Source organism: Candidatus Kapaibacterium sp., from assembly GCA_023957315.1.
Lineage (GTDB): Bacteria > Bacteroidota > Ignavibacteria > Kapaibacteriales > UBA2268 > PGYU01.
In genome coordinates this window covers 134,639-146,940 of record JAMLHE010000006.1, presented here as the reverse complement: position 1 = coordinate 146,940, position 12,302 = coordinate 134,639, and the positions used below count along the sequence as shown (strand labels likewise).

General features: G+C 37.1%; 11 protein-coding genes. 4 read left to right on the top strand and 7 right to left on the bottom strand.

Annotated features, from left to right (window positions below; translation table 11 throughout):
* Positions 1-107 precede the first annotated feature (107 nt).
* From M9949_08250 to kdsA, 5 genes are read right to left on the bottom strand one after another with little or no spacing between them, the layout of a single operon-like run.
* Entirely contained in the window at positions 108-584 is a 477-nt protein-coding gene (locus tag M9949_08250) for a phosphatidylglycerophosphatase A (protein ID MCO5251395.1), read from the bottom strand.
* Positions 581-1,165, bottom strand: coding sequence for a CDP-diacylglycerol--glycerol-3-phosphate 3-phosphatidyltransferase (pgsA, locus tag M9949_08245; protein ID MCO5251394.1), 585 nt, complete (start codon positions 1,163-1,165; stop codon positions 581-583). The genes M9949_08250 and pgsA overlap by 4 nt, the downstream gene beginning before the upstream one ends.
* The gene (tpiA, locus tag M9949_08240; protein MCO5251393.1) at positions 1,162-1,932 is read right to left on the bottom strand and encodes a triose-phosphate isomerase; all 771 of its coding nucleotides are present in this window, start codon (positions 1,930-1,932) and stop codon (positions 1,162-1,164) included. Before tpiA ends, pgsA begins: the two co-directional genes overlap by 4 nt.
* On the bottom strand, positions 1,932-2,498 hold the full coding sequence (gene lptC, locus M9949_08235) for an LPS export ABC transporter periplasmic protein LptC (protein MCO5251392.1): 567 nt from the start codon (positions 2,496-2,498) through the stop codon (positions 1,932-1,934). The genes tpiA and lptC overlap by 1 nt, the downstream gene beginning before the upstream one ends.
* Positions 2,495-3,268: a 3-deoxy-8-phosphooctulonate synthase gene (kdsA, locus tag M9949_08230; protein ID MCO5251391.1), complete on the bottom strand. Its 774-nt coding sequence runs from the start codon at positions 3,266-3,268 to the stop codon at positions 2,495-2,497. The genes lptC and kdsA overlap by 4 nt, the downstream gene beginning before the upstream one ends.
* A gap of 194 nt (positions 3,269-3,462) precedes the next feature.
* Between kdsA and M9949_08225 the strand changes: the two genes are divergently transcribed.
* Genes M9949_08225 through M9949_08210 form a run of 4 tightly spaced genes read left to right on the top strand, consistent with a single transcriptional unit; the run spans position 3,463 to position 9,476 of the window.
* The gene (locus M9949_08225; protein ID MCO5251390.1) at positions 3,463-4,212 is read left to right on the top strand and encodes a 2-phosphosulfolactate phosphatase; all 750 of its coding nucleotides are present in this window, start codon (positions 3,463-3,465) and stop codon (positions 4,210-4,212) included.
* Positions 4,213-4,231: 19 nt separating this feature from the next.
* Complete coding sequence (locus tag M9949_08220; protein ID MCO5251389.1) at positions 4,232-7,144, top strand: DNA translocase FtsK; 2,913 nt, start codon at positions 4,232-4,234, stop codon at positions 7,142-7,144.
* Positions 7,145-7,166: 22 nt separating this feature from the next.
* Complete coding sequence (gene recN / locus M9949_08215) at positions 7,167-8,879, top strand: DNA repair protein RecN (protein MCO5251388.1); 1,713 nt, start codon at positions 7,167-7,169, stop codon at positions 8,877-8,879.
* A complete protein-coding gene (locus tag M9949_08210; protein ID MCO5251387.1) occupies positions 8,880-9,476 on the top strand; it encodes a hypothetical protein in 597 nt (198 codons plus the stop codon).
* On the opposite strand, the gene M9949_08205 is transcribed toward M9949_08210, so the two are convergent.
* Positions 9,477-10,664, bottom strand: a complete 1,188-nt coding sequence (locus M9949_08205; GenBank protein ID MCO5251386.1) for a Wzz/FepE/Etk N-terminal domain-containing protein — start codon at positions 10,662-10,664, stop codon at positions 9,477-9,479. It lies immediately after the preceding gene.
* Positions 10,665-12,302 carry an SLBB domain-containing protein gene (locus tag M9949_08200; GenBank protein MCO5251385.1) on the bottom strand — a complete coding sequence of 546 codons (1,638 nt, stop codon included), beginning with the start codon at positions 12,300-12,302 and terminating at the stop codon, positions 10,665-10,667.

Genomic DNA, 12,302 nt, shown 5'->3' with positions numbered 1-12,302 from the left:
TACCAAGATAATAAAAAAATATTTCACACGCAAAAAAAAAATGTCATTTTAACGTGTTCCCACCTATATTTTTACATTTTTTTCAATATTTTTTCAAATAATTGAATTTACAGTAGAATAATAGCCAATATTTGGCTACATACATATAGAATATAGATAGTTAGGCTTGTGAAAATTGCTGCAAGTACATCATCGGCAAAAACGAAAAATGCTCCTTCACGAGAATTTAATTTGTCTATTGGAAATGGTTTGAAAATATCATATAAGCGGAAAATGGCAAAAGAAAGTATTACCCAAAATATACTTTTAGGGAAAAATGGCATCAAAAGCACAATTGTCATACCAACAAATTCATCTACAACTACAAAACCCGGGTCAGAATGTCCATCTGATTCGATTTTTTCTACTTGTTTGTATGATATTAGTATCGAAATGATAAGAATTACCAAGGTAATCGGATAAAAATAGTCTTCAGGTAGTAATAAAAACAGTAACGGCGGAATGCTAGCAATGGTTCCGGGAGCATATCGTGCGTATCCTATTCCATACAAAGTTGCAAAGTTGATATAAACTTTTTTGTTCATGTCTTCTTTTTGAATGAAGCAAAAATTTTCCAAAGATAATCAACGAGCGTATAAATTGTGAGTAAGACCACAAACAACATTGTATAATCTATCCAATCGGATTTGAGGAAGCTTTCGTAATCAGCTTTAGTTATTTCCAACATTCCTGTATGATAGAGAAATACGATGAATAGTATTCCTGCTATGAATGCCATTTGAATAAATGTTTTGATTCGGGCGATTTCGGAAGTCTTAAAATTCAATCTTCCGGATGTATCAATAGTCCTGATGACTGTAGTGAGCAAATCTCGGAAAAGCACGATGAGTACCATCCAAAGCGGGATTATTTTCATTGATGAAAAGGCGACAAGAGCAAAACCCGTCAGGACTTTATCCGCCAAAGGGTCTAAAAATTTCCCAAAAGAAGAGATTGCTTGGTATTTGCGAGCCAAAAGTCCATCGAGGTAATCCGTCAATGCTCCGATAATGAACAAAACAACCCCAAGAACTACTGTTTGACTATTATCGGAAATAATGCAAACATAAAAGAAGGGAGCTATGATAAGTCTAAAAATGCTTAAGATATTGGGCAAATGGTTCATATCTTGCTGATTTTTTCCGCATTGTCAATTATTGTAGCAAAAGCTTCCGCATTCAGAGAAGCACCGCCTATCAAGCCTCCGTCAACATCAGCTAAGGATAGCAGTTCGTGGCAATTTTTATCATTCATACTCCCACCATACAAAACTGTCAGGTCTTCCCTATTTACAGAATATTTTGAGTTGATGAAGTCTTTTATCCAACTATGAGTTTCTTGAGCTTGCTCCGAAGTGGCAGATATGCCTGTACCGATAGCCCAAACAGGCTCATATGCTATTACCACATTTTTGATAAGAGCTTTCTCAATCTTTTCAAAGGCTTTTTCAATTTGGATAGCCAATATATGATTGGTCATATTGTTTATCCTTTGCTCGAAAGTCTCACCTATGCACAATATCGGAGTTAGTCTCAAATCGAGTATAGCTGAAAGTTTTTTCGCAATAATTTCATCATCTTCTTTAAAATGCGTCCTACGTTCGGAATGCCCAATGATAATATACTCGCAACCAAGGAATTGAAGCATCTGCGGTGAGACTTCGCCTGTGAAAGCTCCTTTCTCCTCGAAATGACAATTTTGAGCTCCAAGTTTCAAATCAGTGTCTTTGATAATCTCTGCTACTCCGCACAAGCTTGTAAATGGCGGACATACCAGAACAGTAGTATGCATCTCCTTTTTCCAAATTTCGGCGAGAAGTGTTTCGACCAAAATTTTTGATTCAAATACATTTGTAAACATTTTCCAGTTGCCTGCAATTAAAAACTTTTTCATCAGTTACCTCTTTTTTGAATTCCACTTACTCGATTAATTACGTATTCATTCAGATTTGGGTCAGATTCGAATCCATACCCTTTGATAATTTCAGTCGGTGTCGTTATTGTGACAAACTCTGTTGAATAAATTTTTTGTCTCAAATTATCCCATTCCAAAAGCTCTGTTTCGAGCCGACGCCCTTTTGATTCGGCAACTACAATAACATTGCCTTGTGCTAACATATTTTTGGTTCTGTCATCAATTCTTGCGCTATCAGCTGTCAAAATGGAAAATTCGGCTGAATTACGTTCAAAAAAAGTAACTTGCATCCCGCTATCCAGAAAAGTCTCATATCGCTCGTTGTAAATTCTTGCTTTCCGAGCTTTTAAAATTGCTTTCGTAAAACTCGAATCGACAAATAAAACTTCGATGTCATAAGCTATTTGGTCCGGTTTATCATGAATTATCGCAGCTTTGCTTTTGTCAACCTCCTCTTGTTTTCCTTCGAAATCAATATCGCAAGAAGAGCATAGCAATGCAACATTTAAAAAGGCGAATATCAATATGTATTGGTTCGATTTCATTTTATTGCTTGGTTCAAGTCTAAAAGCGTCTTGATGAATGACGGAAATTCGTCCAACTTTATTTGGGTTGCCGCATCGCTCATTGCTTTGTCGGGACTCGGATGAGTTTCGCAAAAGATTCCATTGACACCCACTGCAATTGCCGCTTTTGCCAAAGGTAAGATGAATTGTCGCAATCCACCTGACTGCTCGCCTTGCGATGGCTGTTGAACAGAGTGCGTAGCATCATATATTACCGGATAAGAAAAGCCCGACATAATGGGTAAGCTACGGAAATCCACGACTAAATCATGATAACCGAAAAATGTACCTCGCTCGGTAAGCATGATTTTGTTATTGCCCGTTGAAGCTACTTTCTGTGCTGCTTTTTGCATATCCTTAGCTGCGAGAAATTGCCCCTTTTTGATATTAATCGCTTTGCCGGTCTTGCCCGCAGCTACGAGCAAATCAGTCTGTCGGCATAAAAAAGCGGGGATTTGCAAAGCATCTACATATTGAGCTGCCATTTCGCAATCTTGGATGCTATGAACATCAGTTATGGTTCTGAGATTATACTTTTTTCCAATTTGGGAAATCCACTCCAAAGCCTTAATATCGCCCACGCCTTCAAATGAATCGCCACTCGTGCGATTTGCTTTACGGTACGAAGCCTTGAAAATGAGGTCTATATCATAATCCTTAGTTGATTCCAAAATTGATTCGGCAGTCTGTTCCAACATTTCGCTTGATTCGGCTAAACATGGTCCGGCAATTAAAATAAATTTGTGCAATTGTGCTTCCTTTATGAATTATTAGTACCAAAAATAGTGATTTTTTTCAGACTTACATTGATTAGTTGTGAAATTTTCAAAAATGATTTTCCAATTTACGAAAAAATGTTTAAATTTAAAAGCAGCAAAATTTGCATTTATAAGCAAAAAACCCTTTATCTTTGTGAGTTTGTATAATCAGCATTAGTATAATAATGATAATAGATGCTTTTTTGACCCCATATTTCCCTGAAACTGAGAACCAGTTTGAGGATTCGGTCGTTGTGATGATTGATGTGCTACGAGCAAGTACTACGGTTTGTGCTGCATTGAACGCAGGCGCCAAGGAAGTCATTCCGAGTGACTCGCTAGATAAAGCTGTTAGAATTTATAATAGTTTGAGCCGTGAAGCTCGATTTTTGGGTGGCGAAAGGAATGGACTTATGCCTCAGGGCTTTGATGCAGGCAACTCGCCGTTTGAATATGTACCTGAAAAAGTGAAAGGGCGAAGTGTGATACTATCTACCACGAATGGCACGAAGACTTTTCAGAAAGCGAAAAATGCTAAACATAAAGTTGTAGCTGCTTTTTCGAATAATGCAGTCATTACTGACTATATCAGGAATTTGTTGAGCGAATATGTTTCCAATGATGCGAAGTTGATTTTTCTATGTGCAGGCACCAACGGGCGTCTGAGCTACGAAGACGTATTATGTGCAGGAGTAATCATTCATGAAATTTCTCGCGATTATACTGATTGCACTATAACCGATACAGCAGATGCAGCTCGGAATCTATATTCATATAATGCAAGTGATATGAAAAATTTTCTGATGAAAAGTGACCATGCAAAAATTTTGGCAGCTAATGGATTTGAGAAAGATATTGATTTTTGCCTGACGTTAGACACACTACCTGTGATTCCGATTGTGGGCTCGAACACAATAAGAGCATTGGATATTTAAAAATTTTGTTGAATTATAATTGAAAGATAAATTGGGAAAGATAAAACGAAAATATGATAAGCATTTTAAGTTGATGGCAGTTTTGATAGCAATATTTTCATTGTTGCTAATGCTGGCTCTCATATCTTACACTGCCGAAGACGAATCTAACATCAATATCAAATTTGGAGATTTGTTCAAACTATTTGGTAACGATGAGATTATTGCCGCGAAAGCTTCAACAACTCAAAATTGGCTTGGGCTAACGGGAGCCTTCTTGTCCGACTTCCTTTATAATAGCACTTTGGGATATATTATCATCTTTCTCCCGATTTTGATTATAGTATGGTCGGAAAGATTGTTTACGGGCGGCGAAATACAAAAGAAGTTGATTCGATTCACGATTTTATTTTTTATAGCTTCAATCGGTTTTGCATCTGTAATCGGTTCCTTGCAAAATTTTTCAGTATTTGAAGGAATTCCCAAGGAATGGAGCGGCAATATTGGCAAATATCTTGCTTCTGTCGTGGTTGGATTCGCAGGTGCAATCGGCTCAACTGTTTTCTTCTCCCTTGTAATGCTCATTGCTTTTTACTATGGGACAGAATTCGATTTCAATAAATATTTCACAAATTTCTTCGAAGTTTTAAAACGCTTTGGAATTGGCATTTGGGATTACACTTTGCGTTTGCTAAAAATTGTGAATGAGAAGTCTTACGAAAGTACAGACAAGGTGAAAGATTTCATGAAAACTCAAGAATTCGGCAAAAAACATGAAAATGAGGAACCGAATGCAAACAAAAGCGAAACTGAAATTGAAGAAATTGGTATCCCCGAAATGGATGATTTCGATAGCCAAACCGTCATAAAACGTGAGCCGATACTCAAGATAAACACTCCGAAACCGGAAATAGATTCAAATCCCGTCGAATCGCCAAATCCTTTCAAAAAATTAGGTTTTGCTGATAAAGTGACTCAGCCTCCTCCGCGTGTGATGGATATTGAAAGGTCAAATCGCCCTGTTGCTCCAACACCGGAGCCAATTGAAAATGTAAAAGCTATAGTTGAAAAGAATCAACCGAAAGTTAATACTGATGAAAAACCAATAGTATTAGAGGAACAATTCAAACCCTCTTTAGATAATTTTGAAGAGCCGGTTTTTACAGGAATCGAAGAAAACGATGAAATTGATAGCAATGATGATTACTCAGAAAATGAAATCACTGCGGAAGATGTTGAAGAAGCAAACGAAGACACTAACCGAACAAAATATTTTGACGAAGATGAAAGTGAAAATGATAACATCGTTGAAAATGAGAATGTAAAAGAAGAAAAGGTGATAGAGGAAAGACCTAAGCCTGTTCCGACACCCTCGACTTACATTCAGCCTGAAACTCAACGCAAAGTGAATATTTCAATCAATGATTTCGATGATGATTTGGACGAAGGTGAATTAATTAGCACTGCAATTCACGATGAAGAAATTAATTTCATTACTCCCGGAATAGATTTGCTGAACAACGAAGTCATTGTTTCAAATGTTTCCGAAGACGAGCTTAGAGTGAATGCTCAAATTTTACAAGAAAAGCTGGAAACATTCAAAATTTACATTGAAAATTTGACTGTTACACCGGGACCCGTAGTGACTCAATACGAGTTTGTTCCTGCACCGGGAATTAAAATCAGCAAAATCGAAAGCTATGCCGATGACCTTGCAATGGCTCTCAAAGCCAAAGGTATAAGAATAATCGCCCCAATTCCGGGCAAGGGTACAGTTGGAGTCGAAATTCCAAACTCTAACCCTTCTATGGTGACTTTTTGCGATACAATTAGAAGTTCAAAATTTGCTCAAAGCACTGCATCATTGCCATTATGCCTTGGGAAAAATATCTCCGGGGAAGTTTTCATTGTGGATTTGGCGAAAATGCCTCACCTTCTTATTGCAGGTTCAACAGGTTCAGGTAAATCAGTTGGGATTAATACAATTATCAGTTCTCTACTTTACAAAAGACATCCATCTGAGTTAAAATTTGTAATCATAGACCCTAAGAAGGTAGAATTGCAGCAATATTCCATGCTCAAGAAGCATTACATAGCCATGTCACCCGACATTCAGGATATTATCATTACAAAGCCTGATGATGCCGTGAGCGTACTAAAATCGACAGTTCTTGAAATGGAAATCAGATACGATATTTTAGCATCAGTAGGGCAAAAGAATATAATTGACTACAACGAAAAAATTCTATCTCAGAAAATCAAAAGCACAAAAGAAGTCAAACACCGAAAGATGCCGTACATTGTGGTAATCATTGATGAATTGGCGGATTTGATGCTAACTGCATCCAAAGAAATCGAAGAGCCTATAACCAGATTGGCTCAGATGGCACGTGCAGTCGGTATTCACCTCGTTCTGGCAACTCAAAGACCTTCGGTTGATGTCATCACCGGGCTTATCAAGGCGAACTTCCCTGCTCGGATTGCTTATTTGGTTGCAAGTAAAATTGACTCACGGACGATTCTTGATATGCAAGGAGCCGAGAAATTGCTCGGTATGGGTGATATGTTATGCTTACAACCCGGAAAATCGCAACCCATAAGAGTGCAAAATTCATTCATTACAACAGATGAAGTAGAAAATATTTGTGAATTCATCACTCATCAAAAAGGTTATTCTTCGCCGTATATGTTGCCAAGTATTATCGAAAAAAGCGACAAAAAAATGATTGACCCGAGCGACAGAGACCCATTATTTGAAGAAGCTGCACGGTTAATCGTCCGCCACCAACAGGGTTCGGTTTCACTGATTCAGCGACGCTTAAAAGTAGGCTATGCACGTGCAGGAAGAATTGTAGATGAACTCGAATCTGCCGGCGTGGTCGGTCCATTTGACGGAAGCAAGGCAAGAATAGTATTGATGGAATCTGAAAGTGATTTGGAAGCAATTTTATAACCCTTATTGATTTTAATTAACTATGATAAAACATTTACGAATCCGTAATTTTGCCTTGATAGATGACCTCGAAGTGAATTTCGATTCGGGGTTGAATGTTATTATTGGCGAAACGGGTTCGGGCAAATCTATGATTGTAGATTCGCTCATTTTGTTATTCGGAGATAGGGCTTCGTCTGATTATGTTCGGACAGGCGAAAATAAAGCAATCATTGAAGCGGAAATTGAAATCGGCGGAAAAGACGGAATTGCAGCTTTGTTGGAAAGCAACGACATTGACTACCTAATCGAAGACACTTTGATACTTCGTCGGGAAATTTCGGCAAAGGGTTCGAGTAGAAATTTTGTAAACGACACTCCAACTACACTCAACTTACTCAAAACTATCGGCGAATTACTAATTGACTTTCACGGTCAACACGACCATCAATCATTGCTTAAATCCGAAAATCATATTCATATTTTTGATACAATCAACAAGAAAGATGACTTAATCGTTCAGTTTGCTGAATTGAAAAATCAACTGAGTAAGAAGATTGACGAATACAAATCATTGACAAAAAAAGAACATGATTTGAAGTCACAAAGGGATAATCTTTTATATAAATTAGATGAAATTCAGCAAGTTGACCCACAAGCTGATGAAGACAGCAAACTCGAAACCGAACTCGTCGTGTTGGAAAATGCCGAACACATCATCATTCAATGCAATGAAAGCTATAATCTTTTGTTCGAATCAGAAACCGGTGTTCAATCAATTTTGTCTCGTGTGAATAAGACAATGCAAAACTTGGCAAAGTTTGATACGGCATTTGAACAATATGCAGATGAGATAAATTCAGCAGAAATCATTTCCAAAGAAAGCTCTGCTTTTTTGATGGATTATATTGAAAAAATAGATTATAACCCTGATAAAATTGAACAAATCAGAACACGTTTATACAATATAAAAACCTTAATGCGAAAGTATGGCACTTTGGCAGAAGTATTAGAACTTCGAGATAAGATTTTGGCTGAACTCACTGAATCCGAGAACTTTGACTTTCTAAGCAAAGATTTGCTGATGCAAATCAATTCATTGAGAGAGGATTTAGCTCAAATTGGCAAACAAATTAGCATGCTCAGAAAAACTGAAGCTAAGACTTTCGCTACCCAACTTGAAGACAAGCTAAATCAAATGGGAATTCCAAATGCAGAATTTCAAGTTGTTATCACGCATAGAGAATCACCAAACGAAGACTTGCTCTCAATTGAATTGAATAAAAAAAGCTACAAAATTTTCGATAATGGCTACGATGAATTAGAATTTCATATTTCGACAAACAAAGGCGAGAAAGCCACTCCATTGGCAGATGTGGCATCAGGTGGCGAAGTGTCGAGAATAATGCTCGCACTAAAGAGTATTTTAGCCGGAAAGGATATGATTCCGATCATGGTTTTTGATGAAATTGATACAGGAATCAGTGGACGAATAGCTCAAAAAGTGGGATTTGTAATGAAAGAGCTTGCTACCTATCACCAAATTTTAGCTATTACACATTTGCCACAAATCGCAGCTATGGGCGACAACATGGTCTTAGTTCGCAAACAGGAAAATGATAAGCGAACTTTTGTTGAAACAAAATTGCTTTCGTATGAAGAAAAAATTCATGAAATTGCGAAAATGTTGAGCGGTGAAGAATTAACAGATGCAGCTATTGAAAGTGCAAAAATTTTGATAAATAAATCGGTGTAGATGATGTATAGTCATACATTTTTAACAAAAGAAGAGTTAGAACATATCTTACAGTACAAGATTGACCCTCTGGAATTGAACAGAATCATCAGTGCCTATGATATGGCTGATTGGGCTTATGGAGACAAAAAAACTTTAGATGGTTCGATGTATTTTTTCCATGTCACAAGAGTATGTAAGATATTGATAAACGAGCTAAACATTTATGACCCCGAGATGCTGATATCGGCTTTGTTGCATGATGTATATCAAAAAATTGAAGACATTACGCCTGAAATCATTATATATAATTTTGGTCCTTACATAGCTTATTTGATGGAAATTCTACAACATGATTTGAAATACATCAAGAGCAAACCATTCTCTTTTGGTGACAATGAAGTTGTTCGCATTCCTGTTGATGATTATCTTATATTATGGTTGAGCGAGCATTTGGATAATTTCCGTTGTTTGGAAATTACACCGAACTTTAGTCCCGTAAACTACATCCTAAATATAACTCAAACACTAATTGCTCAGTCAAAAAATAGTGACAATAAGGCTATCAAATATCTAATTACAGAATTGAAAAAAGAGCGAAACAAAATATTAGGTTGATTAGTCCTGGTTACTAATCAAATACAGATTACCTTTGCGGTAGGCAGAAATAACTAAAGAAATTGAAACAAACAAGCCGGATAAGAATAGTGACAGTACAACCATCAACGAACGTTGAGGTGAAGTTTTCTTTTCAGCCGGTAAAGCAAAATCTAACACTTCAACTACAGGGACATCTCTGTTTTCTTGTATTGCTTCTTGGTGTTTCTGAGTTTCCAAATATACAATAACTTGCTCCATGATTTTTCTTTCGCGGAACAATTCAGTATATTCTTTAATCAAAGTCGGTACTTTATCAAGCGATATTGAAAAAGCGTCAGTCGGCGTCAATCCCCCATATTGTATCTTAGAATATTGTTCTTTTAGCAATTTCAATTGATTTTCATGGAAAGAAACTTGTGGAGAAGCCGTGTTATATTGTAATCTTGCTAAGTTTAATTCAAGCTCGGCTTGAACAATCAGGGCGCCGACTTCGACAGCTTGGGTTACGATGGCTTGAGTTTGTTCATCAATCGCAATAACTTTGTTTTCAATCTGAAACTTTTCAATCAAAGTAGCAATCGAATCCAATTTAGACTTGTAACCAATTAATTCAGATTGAATGTATTTTCTGGATTTGCGTGCATTCGTCATAGTACGATTCTTGATGACGTGGTCTAAGCCTTCAACAGCATAATTCACCATTCCTGATGACATTTCCGCTGCTTTTTTCTTGTCTTCTTGGCTTGGAAAATACCCGGTTTCATATTTAGCACCTACATATATTAGTCCGGTTTTGTCAACTTCTACTTCAATGGAACGAGAAACAAAATTTTGCAAATCTTCTCGTTGCATATCCTTAAATTTTGGTAATTCTCTAAGTGACAACTTTTCGATAATGTAATCAACAACGGTACGACTATATAATATTTCGCCAAATAGTTTAGATTGGTCTGATTGGGAAACTCCGGGGATGCTGAGACCACCTGCGAAGCTCTGAATAAAACTTGACAATCCTCCGGATTGACCTTCCTTGGAAGGTGGAAGCACACTCGAATGTGCAGTGTAAGTATTGGGCATAATAAATGAATAAATGATTACAATAATAGTAATTCCAATAACCCAAGTGAGCAACTTAATAAAGTTGAACTTTAGCAATTTAAAAATTGCAAAAAATGACATTTCTTCTTTTTCGGGTAATAATTTCATTTATTTATTGATATTGGTTATAGCGATGACGACACCGGCAATAGTTACAAGTTGAGTCACGATTGTTAAAGTTGTTGTGAAAACTTCCATAAATGTTGTTTCAATTTCTGTCGGAACGAGGATTACATCACCCGGTTCAATTCTATATAGTTTTACTTCGTCAGCTAAGAATTGCCCGCCCTTGGGTTTGTTGACCAAAGTCTCATCAATGTCTGCACGATAACCATAACCACCTGCTAACATTATATAGTCAAGGTATGTATAACTAGGATTGTACTTAACTTTACCCGGGTTATTTACTCTACCCTGGACATTTATAAATTCATTTTTTTCGGGTACAACAATCGAATCACGTGAAACGACCAATACATTTTCAGGTGAATTTTCATCCTCTAAAACTGCTGCAAAATTGACTGAAATAACACCTTTTTTTTCATTGATTTTTGCTTGGAAATATCTCAACTCTGATTTAGACATTTCCGAGGGTACAAGGGTTCTCAAGCGTTCCAATTCAGTGTCAATTATTTCAAGGTCTCTTTGGCGGATGAACTCAGTATTTTCGATAGAAGCGTCACGAGTAAATCCACCTGCACGAATAATTACATCGCGAACTTTGTCAACGTCTGTATTTATGGCATATTTGCCGGGATATTTGACTTCACCACCCACAACAACATAATCACGTTCTTTCCATCCGTGTTTTTTTCGTACATACACTCTATCACCGGGTAAAAGCGGGAAATCACCTTCAAGTTGGCTTGAGCTAAATAAGATGTCATTCCAAGAACTAAGGTCAATGATTTTTTTTATTAATTCATCATCTGTCCCTATTCTAACAAATTCTACCGAATCAAGGAGTGATGAGTTATTGAATCCTTGCCCGAATTTGATTAAGGTAGAAAGTGAATCACCTTCGACATATTCGAACTGTCCGGGAGCTGAAACTTCACCGTGAATTTCAATCATGTCACTTTTATTGATTGGCGGAACCCGAATCAAATCGCCACCTAAAACAGTTGGGTTTGATGCTTGATCGCCATACATGAAAAATTTCATCAAGTCAACATTGATGATTTCATCAGTATCATAGCGATGCAATTTTATCAAGCGTTCTGACGACTCAAATTGCAAGCCTGATGCTTTATCAATTATCTCGGATACTCGGTCTGCAGCAGTTGCCGGAACCGAAACAGGCTTGGGTACAGTACCACTTACTATAACTTTGAATTCGCGTAATTCAGTCAATGCAACATCAATATTGTCGGTGCGAATATATTTTTGAATTTGCTTCTTTACAATTTCCCTTACTTCGAATAAGGTTTTGTTTCTGACATCGACAGTTCCCGCGCCTTTGATTATTATCTTACCTTCGGGGGTGATTTTGGTCCTATCCTCAAAAATTTCGCTTGAAATGATTGATATTGAGAATTCATCTCCGGGACCGACTAAATATGTATTGGGGTCAACTTCTCTTTCAAGCAATCCCTTGCTCTCTTTCAAAAGGTTCAGCACATTTTGAGCAGCTAAAGTATCTATGGAATTTTTTGTTGCCCCTGAAAGCCTTCCTTTTTCAATCTTTTGGGCAAAGAGTGATGTGGAAATCAATAAGCTGAAAATTACTAAGCGTAATATTGTCAT

What these genes read in the sequence shown, in the direction of transcription:
- lptC (MCO5251392.1), bottom strand. Translation starts at nt 2,498, where the DNA reads ATGAAATCGAACCAATACATATTGATATTCGCCTTTTTAAATGTTGCA.
- M9949_08205 (MCO5251386.1), bottom strand. Translation starts at nt 10,664, where the DNA reads ATGAAATTATTACCCGAAAAAGAAGAAATGTCATTTTTTGCAATTTTT.
- M9949_08210 (MCO5251387.1), top strand. Translation starts at nt 8,880, where the DNA reads ATGATGTATAGTCATACATTTTTAACAAAAGAAGAGTTAGAACATATC.
- pgsA (MCO5251394.1), bottom strand. Translation starts at nt 1,165, where the DNA reads ATGAACCATTTGCCCAATATCTTAAGCATTTTTAGACTTATCATAGCT.
- M9949_08200 (MCO5251385.1), bottom strand. Translation starts at nt 12,302, where the DNA reads ATGACAATATTACGCTTAGTAATTTTCAGCTTATTGATTTCCACATCA.
- recN (MCO5251388.1), top strand. Translation starts at nt 7,167, where the DNA reads ATGATAAAACATTTACGAATCCGTAATTTTGCCTTGATAGATGACCTC.
- tpiA (MCO5251393.1), bottom strand. Translation starts at nt 1,932, where the DNA reads ATGAAAAAGTTTTTAATTGCAGGCAACTGGAAAATGTTTACAAATGTA.
- M9949_08250 (MCO5251395.1), bottom strand. Translation starts at nt 584, where the DNA reads ATGAACAAAAAAGTTTATATCAACTTTGCAACTTTGTATGGAATAGGA.
- M9949_08225 (MCO5251390.1), top strand. Translation starts at nt 3,463, where the DNA reads ATGATAATAGATGCTTTTTTGACCCCATATTTCCCTGAAACTGAGAAC.